We start from the raw sequence: 15427 nt of genomic DNA on the forward strand, positions 1-15427 counted from the left end.
CTAGATTTTTTCTAAACTCTTTTTTTTCGCATTAAAACCTATGTTTCTATGTGTTAAATATTTTTTCAATCTATTACGAAATCATATTCTTTAAATCTTCAATAGAATTGGCTTCTTCTATTTTTTTGTCTTGTCGCCATCTCAAAATTCTTGGAAATCTTGTTGCAATTCCGCTTTTATGTCTTTTTGAAAGTGAAATTCCTTCAAAACCAATTTCAAAAACTAATTTTGGCGTTACGCTTCGAACAGGACCAAAGCGTTCTAAAGTATTCTTCTTTATAAAATCGTCGACTTTTCTGAATTCGGCATCGGTTAAACCGGAATAGGCTTTCGCGAAAGTGACGAGTTCTTTTTCGCCGTTTTCATTGTTTTGCCAAAGCGCAAAAGTATAATCGGTAAACAAATTCGAGCGTCTTCCGTGTCCGCGCATTGCGTAAGTAAGAACGGCATCAATTACTAAAGGTTCGATTTTCCATTTCCACCAATCGCCTTTTTTTCTTCCAACCTGATAGGGCGAAGTATTGCGTTTCAGCATTAAGCCTTCGCTTCTCATTTCACGGGCGCGTTCCCTTTCTTTTGTCACATCTTCCCATGAAGTTAAAGAAATTCTTTCTGAAAGTCGGAATGAGGTTGTTAAGTCTTTAATTTCATTGTACAAATCTTCTAGTAATTTTCTTCTTTCTATATACGGAAGATTTCGAATATCTTTTCCTTCCCATTCTAAAATATCGTATGCTTTTAGAATTACGGGAACTTTTTCTAAGAGATTTGCCGATATGGTTTTTCGTCCAATTCTGGCCTGCAAATCATTAAAGGTGCCAATTTGATTATCGGGAAAAGCCAAAATTTCGGCATCAATTACAGTTCCGTTTGGAATAATTTCTGCGAAAGACTGAAACTCCGGATATTTATCGCTAACCAGCTCCTCGCCTCTTGACCAAACGTAAATTTCATTGTCACGAATAATGGTCTGCGAACGAATTCCGTCCCATTTATGTTCGATGGACCAATCTTCGGGATTTCCTAAGTCTTCGATTTCGCCTTCAATTGGATACGCCAAATAAAATGGGTAAGGTTTAGATAAATAATCGGAACTTTTTTCATCCAGAATCAATTCCTGAAACGTAATCGTATTCGGATTCCAATTTCCCATTAATTTATAAGCCAGCGCATCTTCATCTACATTTTCTGCTTTTGATAAAGCTCTTGTCATAAGTTTTTGGCTTACGCCGATTCTAAAACTTCCTGTGATTAATTTGGTAAAAACAAAACGCTCATAATAATTAAGCGCCATCCAGTTTTGCTGTAAATATTCTTTTTTCTCAGAATCGGTTTTTCTTTTTAAAGAAATAATTTCCTGAAGAAATTCGGTTAAACTTTTATCAGAATGTTCGTTTGTTGTTGGAATAATTAATGCAATAGTTTCAGCCAAATCGCCTACAATATGGTAACTTTCTTCAAAAAGCCATAACGGAATATTCGCCAATTCGTTTGCCCAAAGTCTTAATAAAGTTGTATTTACAGGTCTCGGCGGACGACGGTGCGAAAGAATCGCAATTGTCCATACTTTATCTTCCGGCGAGGCATTTTTAAAATACGTCGTCAGCGCATCGACTTTTACATTCGTTTTATTGGAACTGTCAAGTGTTTTTATGAGTTGGGCGAAATTTTTCATTTACATTATACTATTTTAAAACTCGTTGCGTATAATTTTTAAACAAATAGAGACATAGATTTTCTTTGTAGTTAAAGGCGTTTCACTTTTTTTAAATAAACATAGCTATGTGTAAAAACTAGTTTTTTCTCCTATTTTTTTTTATTTTAATTTAATCTATGTTTCTATGTGTTTAATTATTTCAGATGATTAATTTTCAGAAACAATAGGTGCTTCCTGATCCAGTTCAGCTTTTTCCATTTCGGCAGTTTCGCCTTCGTATTGTGTTTTTTCGGTTCTGGCATCGTAACCTAATTCTCTTAAATATTTGGCAAAAATATCGGTATAACCGTGCGTGCAAATTACTCGCTCTGCGCCAGTTGCTTTAATACTTTCTAATAAAGAATGCCAGTCACAGTGATCGCTTAATACAAAACCTTTGTCGATGGCACGTCTGCGTCGTGCGCCACGAAAAGCCATCCATCCGCTTGCTGCTCCGGTTACAAAGGGTGTCATTTTTCTTATCCAGATACTACCGTGTGCGCTTGGCGGAGCGAGAACTATATTTCCTAAAAGTGCTTCTCTTTTGGTTTCTCTGGTTATTAATTCGGTTGGTGGAAAATAAACCATAGGACGAAGAACATTTGTCATATTTTCGATCGCGCCGTGCGTATATATTTTCCCAATATCGGTATCTAAGTATTTTAAAAGTCTTTGCGCTTTTCCTAAAGAATATCCAAAAAGAATTGATGTTCTTCCTTCTGCTTTATTTTCTGCCCACCAATTATTGATTTCCGAAATCACTTCGGCTTGTGGTGTCCAGTTAAAAGCAGGTAATCCAAACGTGCATTCGGTTATAAAAGTGTCGCATTTTACGACTTCATACGGCGTTGAAATTCCGTCATCTTCCGTTTTATAATCTCCTGTAAAAACCCACACTTCTCCTTTATGTTCTACCCGAATTTGTGAACTTCCAATAATATGTCCGGCAGGATGAAGGGAAAATTTTACATTATTGATGACGAAAGTTTCTCCCCATTCTTTCCCTGTTACATTTATTTCACCCAAGCGATGACGAATTATGGGAATATTGGTATGGTGTGTAATATAATTTTGATGTCCCCAGCGAGCGTGATCCGAATGTCCATGTGTGATGATAGCGTTCTTTACAGGACGCCACGGATCAAGATAAACATCTGCCTGCTGGCAGTAAATACCTTTGTCGTTAAAAGCTAAAAGTGGTATTTTCATAGTAGTACAGTTAAAGCATTCTTTTCAGAAGTAGCTCAAATTTAAAGCTTTATACCAAGACCTGTTTTACAACTTCGTGTAATTAGTTTATTAAATTACAACTTTTTAATATTGTATTGTGATATAATCAAATTATCATTTGTACTTTTGTAAAAAATTAAACAATTCGTAAATTTTAAAATAATTTATCCCATGTTAAAAGGATTCTTTCATGTACCAAAAGCGGTAAACGAGCCTGTAAAAAGCTATGCACCGAACTCACCAGAAAAAGCAGCTGTTCAGGCAGCTTACACTACAATGTGGAACTCTCAGATCGATGTTCCTTTATATATTGGAAGTGAAGAAATCAAAACTGGAAATACAAGAAATATTACAGCTCCTCATGATCACAAACACGTAGTTGGAAAGTATCATTTAGCTGAAAAACAACATATCGAAAAAGCGATTGCTACTGCACTTGAAGCAAGAAAAAAATGGGCAAACATGGCATGGGAACAGCGTGCTGCTATTTTCTTAAAAGCTGCTGAACTTATCGCTGGACCATACAGAGCTCGTATCAACGCTGCAACCATGATTGGACAGTCTAAAAATATTCATCAGGCAGAAATCGATTCTTCTTGCGAATTAATCGACTTCTTAAGATACAATGTTGAGTTTATGACTCAAATCTACAACGATCAGCCAAAATCAGATTCTTCTGTTTGGAACCGTGTAGAATACAGACCATTAGAAGGTTTTGTTTACGCTATTACTCCATTCAACTTTACTGCTATCGCTGCAAACCTTCCAGCAAGTGCTGCTATGATGGGTAACGTTGTTGTTTGGAAACCAAGTGACAGTCAGGTATTTTCTGCAAAAATTATTATTGATGTTTTCAAAGAAGCTGGAGTTCCAGACGGCGTTATCAACGTGGTTTTCGGAGATGCTTTAATGATTACTGATACTGTTTTAGCAAGCCGTGATTTTGCTGGTGTTCACTTTACAGGTTCAACTCACGTATTTAAAGATATCTGGGCTAAAATTGGTGCAAACATTCACAATTATAAAACGTACCCAAGAATTGTTGGTGAAACTGGAGGAAAAGATTTTATCATCGCTCACCCAAGTGCAAACGTAAAACAAGTTGTTACCGGAATTACTCGTGGAGCTTTTGAATTCCAAGGACAAAAATGTTCTGCTGCTTCAAGAGCTTATATTCCACAAAGCTTATGGCCAGCTGTAAAAGAACAATTAATTGCTGACGTGAAATCGATGAAAATGGGTTCTCCGGAAGATTTCGGAAACTTTATTACAGCAGTTATCCACGAAGGTTCTTTTGATAAATTAGCTAGTTATATTGATCAGGCTAAAAAAGATGCTGATGCTGAAATTATTGTTGGAGGAAATTACGATAAATCGGTTGGATACTTTATTGAGCCAACGGTTATTGTAACTACCAACCCTAAATATACTACAATGGAAACTGAGTTGTTCGGACCAGTTATCACTATTTATGTTTACGAAGATGCTAAATGGGAAGAAACTCTTGAATTAGTAGATACTACTTCTGAGTACGCTTTAACAGGAGCTGTATTTAGCAAGGATCGTTATGCTATTGAAGTGGCTACAACTAAATTGCAAAACTCTGCCGGTAACTTCTATATCAATGACAAACCAACCGGAGCAGTTGTAGGTATGCAGCCGTTTGGTGGAGCAAGAGCTTCTGGAACTAACGATAAAGCGGGTTCTGCATTAAACTTATTGCGTTGGGCTTCTCCAAGAACTATTAAAGAAACTTTTGTGACTCCAGAAGATTACAGATACCCTTTCTTAGGATAATCTAATTTTTAGAATTTAGATTTTTATAATAATATAAAAGCCGGAATTTCATTTTGAAATTCCGGCTTTTTCTTTTTGTTACCGTAATCACAAACACATAAACAACTCATAATCTTATGATTCGGCAAATAATAGCAATATATGGATTACATACTAACAATTCTTGTATTAATAAAATTGTAGTACTTTTCTTATGTATTTAATTATCAACAACATACATTACCAAAAAAACATATTCTACTATTTTTAAAACTTCTTGTTCCTCTCTGGAAAAACTCATGACTATAAATTTGCCTTTGTAAAAAAGTTACAATACATACAAGAAAAATAATAGAAAAAATATGAGAAATTTAAACAATGTACCTAAAGTAATTTCAGAGTCAAAAAGTATTGGACACCCAATCGACTTTAAATGGACAAAAAAGAAAATAGACGAGTTTTTAGACCCTCTTGAAGGAAACGAAGCTTTAGAAAATGTATTAATGCAAATCAATCATAAAGCTTCTATAGGATTGACAGCAGCTTTATTAGAATGGGTTTACTGGCGTTTTACAGGTTATACGCAATTTACAAATGACACGCAAAAACGAATTGAAGCACTTTGGTGTTCAATTAACGATCGTGAACAGACAAACCCATTATTATTTGACTGCGATCTTGACATACCTGCCAATGGATGTGTTAATGGAGCATTATGGATAGCTCTTATGAATGTAAGAATGGTTGATGTAAGATATCGAAAAGGATCTTATTTACTACAAAGCGAATTGATTGGATTAATATTACTTGCCCGTCATATAACACCAAAAAAGAGAGTGTTTGACAAATGGTTTCAAGATACTATTACACAATTAATTCGATTGTATCCTTGTCAATACAGCTACGATAATCTTGATGAAACAGATGAAGCAGTATACGATTCCTCAAATGAACCTGTTGTATCCAGAGAATTTTTCTTTGATGCAGAATTCAAATATAGCATTGAAGCTTCGGAAAATGCCATTCACAATTTTATCGACAATTTAGACATAAAAGCAAATCCTTTTTTAGATTTTTCAAGAAAGGCATCTTAATAGCAAAACTATTAATTCAAAAAATAACCCGGAAAGAATTTCTTTTCGGGTTATTTATTTATAATCAATTAAGGTTTAAATTTTAAAGGGAGATGAACTACTTTTTTCGTTTCAAAAAATTCATCCTCAAATATTTCTGCCAAATCGTATAAAGTCGCATTTGGAAAATCTTTTAATTCTTCGGCTAGATCCCCGCCTTTTAAATATAGAATTCCGTTCTTTAAAGTATGTTTATGCTGTTTTTTGATTTTATCTTTAATCCAGGAAACAAAATCTGGCATATTGGTTACAGCTCGGCTTACAATAAAATCAAAATCCCCTTTTACCAATTCGGCACGTTTTTGTTCTGCTTTTACATTTTTTAATTCCAATGCATCAACCACACCCTGAACTACTCTTATTTTTTTGGCAATAACATCAATTAAATAAAAACGCGTTTCAGGAAAAAGAATCGCCAGCGGAATTCCGGGAAAACCACCTCCTGTTCCTACATCCAAAACAGTTGTGCCAGGTTCAAATTTCATAATTTTTGCAATTCCAAGAGAATGCAAAATGTGTTTTGTATATAATGAATCAATGTCTTTACGCGAAATAACATTAATTTTCTCGTTCCAATCGTGGTATAAAAAGTCTAATTTTTGAAATTGTTCTATTTGAAGTTCCGTCAAATTGGGAAAATATTTCAATATCTCATCCATTGCTGTAAATTTTTAACAAAAGTACTACTTTACGATTGAAATATTTAACTCAATTTTGCAAATTGAAAATTTATAATAATTACCTTTGAAAACTATTTAAATTAATTATGAATAACACCGCTCCAACTTTTGCAAGGCAAGACAATCTGAAGTTTTTCAGAACACTTAATTCTCGGGTAAACAATTATTTCAAAGAGAATAATATTCAGAAAACCGGAAATTGGAAATTACATTTAAAAGCTGTTATTCTGTTTGCAGTTTTCCTGACTCCCTATTTTTTAATTCTTACTCTTGATATGCCTTTTTGGCTAATGCTGTTACTTTCTGTAGTGATGGGAGTTGGAATGGCCGGAGTTGGAATGAACGTAATGCACGATGGAAATCACGGTTCATATTCAAATAAAAGCTGGATCAATAAATTTATGGGCGGAACAATTTATGTTCTTGCCGGAAATGTTTATAACTGGCAGGTACAGCATAATGTACTTCATCATACTTACACCAATATTCCCGGACATGATGAAGATCTGGATGCAGGAAGAATTATTCGTTTTACAGAACATGCTCAATGGTATAGTTTTCATCGTTTTCAGCATTATTATTCAGTTTTCTTATACGGATTATTAACTTTCAATTGGGCTTTAACAACCGATTTTAAGCAAATGCGTAATTACCTTAAGAGAAAACTATCGTATGGTGAACCAAAAAATCCTAAAATTCTTTGGACAACATTAATCATCACTAAAATGATTTATGTATCAATATGGATTGTGCTGCCTATTTTAATTGGAATTACGTGGTGGAAAGTTCTAATAGGATTTTTTGCAATGCATTATACAGCCGGATTAATTTTGAGTATTGTATTCCAGTTGGCTCACGTTGTAGATCATACTACAAATCCTTCTCCAAACGAATTAGGAGAAATGGATAATACATGGGCCGTACACCAATTATATACGACAACTAATTTTGCACCAAAAAACGCAATCGTAAACTGGTACACTGGCGGATTAAATCACCAAATTGAACATCATATTTTCCCAAATATTAGTCACATTCATTATGGTAAAATTGCACAAATCGTAAAGGAAACAGCAAAAGAATGCAACTTACCGTATTATGAATATAAAACAATGAGAAGTGCTGTTATTGCTCACTTTAAACATTTACGAGATTTGGGTATGAAACCACAATTATCAGTCTAAAAACTAAAAAAAATCTATTAATAATTAACCTTCCTTAGTAAGCGCAGCAAATTAAGGACATTCAAAAATTTTATAATGAATCATATTCTTTCGGACAGAATCAACAACCTTGCAACTTCGCAGACATTAGCAATGGCCGCTTTGGCAAGAGAATTAAAAGCACAAGGAAAAGACATTATCAGTTTAAGTTTAGGTGAACCGGATTTCAATACACCAGACTTTATTAAAGAAGCCGCTAAAAAAGCAATCGATGATAATTACAGCACATATTCTCCAGTTGATGGATATCAGGATTTAAAAGAAGCTATCTGCAGAAAATTCAAAAGAGACAATGATTTAGATTACAAACCATCACAAATTGTAGTTTCTACAGGAGCAAAACAATCTTTATACAACATTGCGCAAGTAATGTTAAACGATGGTGACGAGGTTATTTTACCAGCACCATACTGGGTTTCTTATTTCGAAATCGTAAAACTTTCTGGCGGAGTTCCGGTTGAAGTGCCAACTTCTGTAGATACTGATTTCAAAATTACTCCGGAACAATTAGAAGCAGCCATCACACCAAAAACAAAAATGATGTGGTTCTCTTCTCCATGTAACCCATCTGGGTCTGTTTACAGCAGAGAAGAATTAACAGCATTGGCTAAAGTTTTAGAAAAACATCCAAATATTTACGTAGTTGCAGACGAAATTTATGAGCACATTAATTTCTCAGGAACTTTCTGCAGTATCGGTTCAATTCGTGGAATGTTAGAAAAAACAATCACTGTAAACGGAGTGGCAAAAGCATTTGCCATGACAGGATACAGAATTGGTTACATTGGAGCTCCTGAATTTATCGCAAAAGCGTGTACCAAAATTCAGGGACAAGTAACATCTGGAGCAAACTCTGTGGCACAAAGGGCTACAATCACTGCAGTAGATGCTGATCCAAAAGTATTAAACGAAATGGTTCAGGCTTTCCACGGTCGTAGAGATTTAGTAGTTGGATTATTAAAAGAAATTCCGGGAATTAAAATCAACGTTCCAGAAGGTGCATTCTACGTATTCCCAGACGTTTCTTCTTTCTTCGGAAAAACTTTAAAAGGGCACGAAATCAAAGATGCAAACGATGTTTCTATGTATCTTTTAGCTGAGGCAAACGTAGCAACAGTAACCGGAGATGCTTTCGGAAATCCAAATTGTATTCGTTTCTCTTACGCAACAAGCAACGATATTTTAAAAGAAGCATTACGCAGAATCAAAGAAGCTTTGACTGCATAAAAACATTCTAAGTTTTATTAAAAACGGCTTAAGGTTCAAAAGTTTCATCACTTTTATACTTTAAGCTGTTTTTTTATGGGCGTGTCTCCATCCCGATAGCTATCGGGAGGCTATCCACTATATCTTTTGTGGTGAACCCCACCACAAGGATGCCGTTCCTATCCCTCACGCAAAACTTTCGTTTTCAAAAAAGAAAAATCTGCCAAAATCTGCTAAATCTGCGTAAAACAAAAAAATGTAAGTTTCAAAATTCCCATTCTACAATATTATAAAACTCAGCTCATAATCCTATAAAACATAACATTTTAGAAATCGCCAACTTTGTAATGTATTAATTTAAAAACTATTAGTCATGATACATACAGATGAAACCACACAAGAAACCGTTAAAACTTTAGAAGGATTAATTTCAATTCTTGAAGATGGAAAACTAGGATATACAAATGCAGCCGAACATGTAGAAAACCCTGCAATGAAAACTGATTTCCTTGAATACGCGCGCGAAAGAGCTCTATATATTGTAGAATTACAAGACGAAATCAACAAACTGGGAAAATCAACTGATACTTCTGGCGGCGGACCGTTGGGAGCATTACACAGAACCTGGATTGATATTAAATCTTCTTTTACCGGAGGAGATACAGAAGCCATTATCAATGCCTGTATTACAGGAGAAGAAGCCGCAATTGAAAAATACAAAATGGCACTCGAAGAGAACCATTTAGAACACAGTCAGGTTTTCGTTGTTTCAAAACAATTAAACGGTATTCAAAATACCTTATCGCAAATAAAAATGAGAGCAAACTAATCGATTTGTTCATGCTTTTTTTAAAACCGTCTTGGTCTTCGGATCGGGCGGTTTTTTTGTTATAAAAAAATCAAAATAAATCTTACATTCGCCGCACCATTTAAATAAACCAAAAATTATGACATTAACTCTACGCTATTTTATTGCTATTATTTTTACAGTATTATTTTCATCTCATTCGAAAGCTCAAACTACGGGCAAATTTATCAAAGCTTCAATAGGTTTTGGATCAAGTACATCACATTATAAAGAAGAAAATCCAGAAGTAATAGATGGCTTTGGTTTTTATACACAAGGAGAATATGTAGTAGGTATAACGAAATGGTTTAGCGTAAGGCCATACGCAGGAGCTATTTTTACCTCAACAGATGAAGATAAAATTAAAAACCCAGAAGGTTACAAAGTAGAAACTAATGCTTTTTTTCTTGGAACAAAAGTTCGTCTTTGTGCTCCTATTCCTTGGGTTGCTCCTTTTGTAGAAACAGGTATTGGAGCTTCTATAGGCTCTTTTGAAACCTATACAAACTGTGTTAATGAGAAAAAAAATGGTGTAGTAGCACATATTCCAATCGGTTTTGGACTTGCAGTAGGTCCAAAAAATAATATAGAAATTGGATTTTCTTTTTATGGAAATCTAACTTCTCAGCAATCTTTCGGAGGATTTACAGCAGGATATTCTTTTGCATTAGATTAAAAATCTCGTTTATCATTATTCCATATTAAGTTAACAAATTCAAAAAAATCGCTTCATCACTAGCAAACTCAAATAATTTATTAGACCTTTGCACACTTTTTTTCGGGAATACCACAAAAGTCTAAAGTTTTAGAAATGAAGAAGAAAATCGAAATATTAGCTCCTGCCAGAGATTTAATTGGAGGAATCGCAGCCATAAATAGTGGTGCCGATGCTGTGTATATTGGTGCACCGCAATTTGGCGCACGTTCAAACGCCAACAATTCAATCGAAGATGTTGCTGAACTTGTAAAATATGCACACTTATTTAATGCTCAGGTTTTTGTCGTTATCAATACTATTTTGTACGACAACGAATTAGAAACTTGTCGCGCGATGATCTGGGAATTATACGATATTGGTGTCGATGCCTTGATTATTCAGGATATGGCGATTATGGAAATGGACTTGCCTCCTATCGTACTTCACGCCAGTACACAAGCTAATAATCGTGACAAAGAAAAAATAAAATTCCTTAAAGATGCTGGTATCAAACGTGTGGTTTTAGCGCGTGAATTGAACCTGCATCAAATTAAAGAAATCTACGATTACGCTGATGTTGAGTTAGAATTCTTCGTAACGGGAGCACTTTGCGTATCATTCAGCGGAAACTGTTATATGAGTGTGGCAAACGGAGAACGCAGTGCGAACCGTGGTTCTTGCGCACAAAACTGCCGTTTACCTTATAACTTAATTGACGGAAACGGAGAAACTTTAATCAGAAACAGTCACTTACTTTCGATTAAAGATTTAGACGTTTCAGATCAAATCCCGAATCTGATCGAAGCCGGAATCGTTTCTTTTAAAATTGAAGGACGATTAAAAGACGTCGCTTACGTGAAAAACAACGTTTCTTATTTACGTCAAAAATTAGACAGCTTTTTAGAAGGAAGTGATAAATACATTAAAGCTTCTTCTGGAAAATGTACGTATACTTTTGATTCTACTTTAAGCAGAACTTTCAATCGTGGTTATACCGATTATTTCGTAAACGAAAGACACAGCTCGATTGGTTCTTGGGAAAGTCCAAAATCAAAAGGACAATATATTGGTAAATTAATTAGAACTGTTGGCGGAGCTTACGAAATCGAAAACGGTGAATTATTAAACAACGGTGATGGACTTTGCTTCATAAACGAAAATAACGAAGCCGATGGAATCTACGTAAACAAAGCCGAAAACGGAAAAGTATATCCAAACGTTTTAAAAGAAATCAAAGACGGAACTTTCATATACAGAAATAACGACGCTGCTTTCATCAAAATTGTGGAGAGAGAAGACAGTGCAATCCGTAAAATCGGAACAACTTTATTGCTTACCGAAAACGAAAACGGTTTTGAATTAATCGCAACCGACGAAGACGGAAATGTAAGTACAGTAAAATTAGAGCATCCGAAAGAACAAACTAAAACTGGCGAATCGATCGAAGAAAACATCAAGGTTCAATTGGCAAAAACAGGTTTTACACCTTACAGCGCCGATGAAATTAGTGTAATGTTCTCTGAAAACTGGTTCCTTCCTATTTCAAAAATCAATGAAATGAGAAGAAATGTTTTCGAACAATTATCAGAAATTCGTCTGGCAAATTACGTTCGTGAAGAACACCAATTGGTAAAAACGTCACATCCGTATCCGGAAACTAAACTGGATTTCATGTACAACGTTTCAAACAAAACGGCTCGTAAATTCTATGAACGCCACGGTGTTACCGAAATCGAAAAAGCATTTGAATTACAATGGGATCCAGGAAAATCCCGCGTAATGACAACCAAATATTGCATCAAATACGAATTGAAAAAATGTCCGATACACCAAAAAGATATTGTAGGTGTTAAGGTAAAAGAACCATTAGTATTGAAACAGGGAGAATTGGAGTATAAACTAAAATTCAACTGCAAACCCTGCGAAATGGAAATTTGGGAAAAAGATGCTGAATTTGAGATTGAAGAAGATCATTTTCATTAAAAGAGTTTAACCGCAAGGAGCGCAAAGGAATACGCAAGGTTCGCAAAGATTATTTTAAAATCTTTGCGAACTTTTTTTATATAAAAATATAACTTTGCGTTCTTCGCGTTCCCGATAACTATCGGGATTGCGTTCTTTGCGGTTAAATAATCTATGCATTTCCATAATCTTGTCATTTCGACGAAGGAGAAATCTTCGCAAGTAACTCCATTTTCAATAAGCCAATCTTTGTAGAGTTTCTCATGGAGATTTCTCCTTCGTCGAAATGACAAGATTGTGAAAATTACTTTGCGAATCTTTGTCTTCTTTCTTATTATCAAAACTTTGCATTCTTTGCGTAAATCCTTTGTGAGCTTTGCGGTTAAACCAAGAATGCGTAGACGCACTGCAGTGCGCCTCTACGATAATCTATATCGATAATTGAAAATTACATAACATCCAGCAACAAAACATTTTCAACAAACACATAATATATCCGTACAGATTGTAGAGACGCACTGCAGTGCGTCTACGCAAAGTATTTCGACACAGAAAAACTAACTATATTAATTTGAATTCTAATTTCTCACAATCTTGTCATTTCGACGAAGGAGAAATCTTCGCAAGTAGCTCCGTTTTCAATAAGCCAATCTTTGTAGAGTTTCTCGTGGAGATTTCTCCTTCGTCGAAATGACAAGATTGTGGAAAAATTACTTTGCGAATCTTTGTCTTCTTTCTTATTATCAAAACTTAGCGTTCTTTGCGTAAATCCTTTGTGAACTTTGCGGTTAAACCAAGATTGTGTAGACGCACTGCAGTGCGCCTCTACGTCAATACATACGAATAGAACTTTGCGGTTAAAAACATTTTTTCCTACTTTTACTACTCCATTATTTACAACACTCCAAAATGAAAATACTACTCCTAGGTTCAGGCGAATTAGGCAAAGAATTTGTCATTGCCGCACAACGAATCGGACAAACCATAATCGCAGTTGACAGTTACGAAAATGCACCAGCCATGCAAGTCGCACACGATTTTGAAGTCATTAACATGCTTGACGGCGAAGCGCTTGACAGAATCGTAGCCAAACATAAACCTGACTTTATAGTTCCTGAAATAGAAGCCATTCGCACCGAACGTTTTTACGATTACGAAAAACAAGGAATCACCGTTGTTCCTTCAGCGAAAGCGGCAAACTTTACTATGAATCGTAAAGCCATTCGTGATTTAGCTTCGAAAGAATTAGGCCTAAAAACAGCAAAATATCAATATGCAACCTCAGCAGAAGAATTACAAAAAGCCGTTAAAGAAGTTGGAATTCCTTGCGTGGTAAAACCATTAATGTCTTCATCAGGAAAAGGACAATCGACAATCAAAACAGAAAGTGATATTGAAAAAGCGTGGCAATATGCCGTTGCAGGTTCTCGTGGCGACGTTATTGAAGTCATTGTAGAAGCTTTTGTCGATTTCCATTCAGAAATTACACTTTTAACGATTACTCAAAATAATAACCCGACTTTATTCTGCGCTCCAATTGGTCACAGACAAGAACGTGGCGATTATCAGGAAAGCTGGCAGCCGGCTTTAGTTTCAGAAAAAGATTTATATGAAGCGCAGGATATGGCTGAAAAAATTACCGAAGCTCTTGGCGGCGCCGGACTTTTTGGTGTTGAGTTTTTCTTAACTAAAGAGGGCGTTTATTTCTCAGAACTTTCTCCACGTCCACATGATACCGGAATGGTAACTTTGGCAGGAACACAGAATTTCAACGAATTTGAGTTGCATTTAAGAGCCATTTTAAGTCTTCCAATTTTCGAAATCACTTTAGAAAAAGCCGGAGCAAGCGCTGTAATTTTAGCATCAGAAGATTCTGCAAATCCAACTTTTACTGGAATCGAAAACGTAGCAGCTTTAGCAAAAACGGATTTTAGAATTTTTGGAAAACCAACTTCAAGACCTTACCGAAGAATGGGAGTTGTTTTAAGTTATGATACGCTTTCAACTCCAATAAACGAAATAACTGAACGTGCGAAAGAAACGGCAAAATTAATAACTGTAAATTCTTAACTATGAAAAATATATTATTAGCAACTTTCCTTTTTATTGGAATCGCTGTTCAGGCACAAGACAAAAAGAAATTTGACAAACCAACTATTGTTGAAGCTTCATGCGGAGAATGTCAATTCGGAATGAAAGGCAAAAGCTGCGATCTAGCCGTTCGTATTGACGGAAAAAGCTATTTCGTTGACGGAACAAAAATTGACGAACATGGAGATGCTCATGCCGAAAAAGGTTTCTGCAATGCAATCAGTAAAGCTTTAGTTACGGGAGAAATAAAAGGAAACAGATTCAAAGCAACTTCATTTACTTTAATAGACGATAAAAAATAATGGCATTAATTCTCGAAAATATTGCCAAACACGTTTCTCTGACACCAGAAGAACAGGCGCTTTTTTTATCTAAATTGGAAACGAACACTTACAAAGCCAAAACGCTTTTATTAAATGCCGGCGAAGTTTGCAAACATTCTTATTTTGTAAACTCAGGAATTTTAAGAAGTTTCAATATCAACGATAATATTGTTGAACACGTTCTTTCTTTTGCTTGCGAAGGCTGGTGGATGAGCGATATGTACAGTTATTTTTCGCAAAAACCAGGACAGCTTTTTATTGAAGTTCTCGAAGAAGCCGAAGTTGTTTCGTTATCTAAAGAAAATCAGGAACAATTGTATCTTGAAATTCCGAAACTGGAACGTTTTTTTAGAATTCTGATTGAAAACTCTTTAGTTGCGAATCAGCAAAGATTAATGGACAACTTGAGTTTACCCGCAGAAGAACGTTTCGAAAAATTCACTAAAAAATACGGAACATTAGTTCACAAAGTTCCTCAAAAACAAATCGCTTCTTTCATTGGTGTAACACCGGAATTTTTCAGTAAAATGAAAGCAAGGCTTTTGAAAAAGTAAAATTTTCCG

The 15427-nt window shown here is 35.3% G+C and carries 12 protein-coding genes and 1 pseudogene; 10 read left to right on the forward strand and 3 right to left on the reverse strand.

The features are described 5' to 3' along the window. Positions 1-73: 73 nt before the first annotated feature. On the reverse strand, positions 74-1675 hold the full coding sequence (locus BUC29_RS00820; RefSeq protein ID WP_073412464.1) for an ATP-dependent DNA ligase: 1602 nt from the start codon (positions 1673-1675) through the stop codon (positions 74-76). A gap of 189 nt (positions 1676-1864) precedes the next feature. Next, complete coding sequence (locus tag BUC29_RS00825) at positions 1865-2905, reverse strand: ligase-associated DNA damage response exonuclease (RefSeq protein ID WP_073412465.1); 1041 nt, start codon at positions 2903-2905, stop codon at positions 1865-1867. 192 nt (positions 2906-3097) lie between these two features. On the opposite strand from BUC29_RS00825, the gene pruA reads away from it, so the two are divergent. Together pruA and BUC29_RS00835 are read left to right on the forward strand one after the other, a co-directional pair. Next, positions 3098-4723, forward strand: coding sequence for an L-glutamate gamma-semialdehyde dehydrogenase (pruA, locus tag BUC29_RS00830; RefSeq protein WP_073412466.1), 1626 nt, complete (start codon positions 3098-3100; stop codon positions 4721-4723). A 341-nt stretch (positions 4724-5064) separates the two neighbouring features. Then, positions 5065-5796: a hypothetical protein gene (locus BUC29_RS00835; RefSeq protein WP_073412467.1), complete on the forward strand. Its 732-nt coding sequence runs from the start codon at positions 5065-5067 to the stop codon at positions 5794-5796. Positions 5797-5864: 68 nt separating this feature from the next. On the opposite strand, the gene rsmG is transcribed toward BUC29_RS00835, so the two are convergent. Next, on the reverse strand, positions 5865-6494 hold the full coding sequence (gene rsmG / locus BUC29_RS00840) for a 16S rRNA (guanine(527)-N(7))-methyltransferase RsmG (protein WP_073412468.1): 630 nt from the start codon (positions 6492-6494) through the stop codon (positions 5865-5867). Positions 6495-6601: 107 nt separating this feature from the next. On the opposite strand from rsmG, the gene BUC29_RS00845 reads away from it, so the two are divergent. The 8 genes and pseudogenes from BUC29_RS00845 to BUC29_RS00885 all read left to right on the forward strand — a co-directional run bounded on the left by BUC29_RS00845 (position 6602) and on the right by BUC29_RS00885 (position 15418). Further along, a complete protein-coding gene (locus BUC29_RS00845) occupies positions 6602-7699 on the forward strand; it encodes a fatty acid desaturase family protein (protein WP_073412470.1) in 1098 nt (365 codons plus the stop codon). Positions 7700-7774: 75 nt separating this feature from the next. After that, positions 7775-8965 carry a pyridoxal phosphate-dependent aminotransferase gene (locus BUC29_RS00850; protein WP_073412472.1) on the forward strand — a complete coding sequence of 397 codons (1191 nt, stop codon included), beginning with the start codon at positions 7775-7777 and terminating at the stop codon, positions 8963-8965. Positions 8966-9317: 352 nt separating this feature from the next. Next, positions 9318-9773: a ferritin-like domain-containing protein gene (locus tag BUC29_RS00855; RefSeq protein WP_073412474.1), complete on the forward strand. Its 456-nt coding sequence runs from the start codon at positions 9318-9320 to the stop codon at positions 9771-9773. Between the two features lie 118 nt (positions 9774-9891). After that, positions 9892-10467 (forward strand): hypothetical protein, encoded by a 576-nt coding sequence (locus BUC29_RS00860; RefSeq protein WP_073412476.1) that lies wholly within the window; start codon positions 9892-9894, stop codon positions 10465-10467. Positions 10468-10602: 135 nt separating this feature from the next. Then, entirely contained in the window at positions 10603-12471 is a 1869-nt protein-coding gene (locus BUC29_RS00865) for a peptidase U32 family protein (protein ID WP_073412478.1), read from the forward strand. An 885-nt stretch (positions 12472-13356) separates the two neighbouring features. Further along, positions 13357-14520 (forward strand): annotated as a pseudogene (gene purT / locus BUC29_RS00875) (formate-dependent phosphoribosylglycinamide formyltransferase); the annotation flags it as partial. A gap of 2 nt (positions 14521-14522) precedes the next feature. Next, a complete protein-coding gene (locus tag BUC29_RS00880) occupies positions 14523-14843 on the forward strand; it encodes a DUF6370 family protein (protein WP_073412484.1) in 321 nt (106 codons plus the stop codon). Further along, positions 14843-15418, forward strand: a complete 576-nt coding sequence (locus BUC29_RS00885) for a Crp/Fnr family transcriptional regulator (RefSeq protein WP_066032734.1) — start codon at positions 14843-14845, stop codon at positions 15416-15418. Before BUC29_RS00880 ends, BUC29_RS00885 begins: the two co-directional genes overlap by 1 nt. Positions 15419-15427: the final 9 nt, after the last annotated feature.

It is taken from the genome of Flavobacterium defluvii, assembly GCF_900129555.1.
GTDB classification, from domain to species: domain Bacteria; phylum Bacteroidota; class Bacteroidia; order Flavobacteriales; family Flavobacteriaceae; genus Flavobacterium; species Flavobacterium defluvii.

What these genes read in the sequence shown, in the direction of transcription:
- BUC29_RS00880 (WP_073412484.1), top strand. Translation starts at nt 14,523, where the DNA reads ATGAAAAATATATTATTAGCAACTTTCCTTTTTATTGGAATCGCTGTT.
- BUC29_RS00865 (WP_073412478.1), top strand. Translation starts at nt 10,603, where the DNA reads ATGAAGAAGAAAATCGAAATATTAGCTCCTGCCAGAGATTTAATTGGA.
- BUC29_RS00855 (WP_073412474.1), top strand. Translation starts at nt 9,318, where the DNA reads ATGATACATACAGATGAAACCACACAAGAAACCGTTAAAACTTTAGAA.
- BUC29_RS00835 (WP_073412467.1), top strand. Translation starts at nt 5,065, where the DNA reads ATGAGAAATTTAAACAATGTACCTAAAGTAATTTCAGAGTCAAAAAGT.
- pruA (WP_073412466.1), top strand. Translation starts at nt 3,098, where the DNA reads ATGTTAAAAGGATTCTTTCATGTACCAAAAGCGGTAAACGAGCCTGTA.
- BUC29_RS00820 (WP_073412464.1), bottom strand. Translation starts at nt 1,675, where the DNA reads ATGAAAAATTTCGCCCAACTCATAAAAACACTTGACAGTTCCAATAAA.
- BUC29_RS00825 (WP_073412465.1), bottom strand. Translation starts at nt 2,905, where the DNA reads ATGAAAATACCACTTTTAGCTTTTAACGACAAAGGTATTTACTGCCAG.
- BUC29_RS00850 (WP_073412472.1), top strand. Translation starts at nt 7,775, where the DNA reads ATGAATCATATTCTTTCGGACAGAATCAACAACCTTGCAACTTCGCAG.
- BUC29_RS00885 (WP_066032734.1), top strand. Translation starts at nt 14,843, where the DNA reads ATGGCATTAATTCTCGAAAATATTGCCAAACACGTTTCTCTGACACCA.
- rsmG (WP_073412468.1), bottom strand. Translation starts at nt 6,494, where the DNA reads ATGGATGAGATATTGAAATATTTTCCCAATTTGACGGAACTTCAAATA.
- BUC29_RS00860 (WP_073412476.1), top strand. Translation starts at nt 9,892, where the DNA reads ATGACATTAACTCTACGCTATTTTATTGCTATTATTTTTACAGTATTA.
- BUC29_RS00845 (WP_073412470.1), top strand. Translation starts at nt 6,602, where the DNA reads ATGAATAACACCGCTCCAACTTTTGCAAGGCAAGACAATCTGAAGTTT.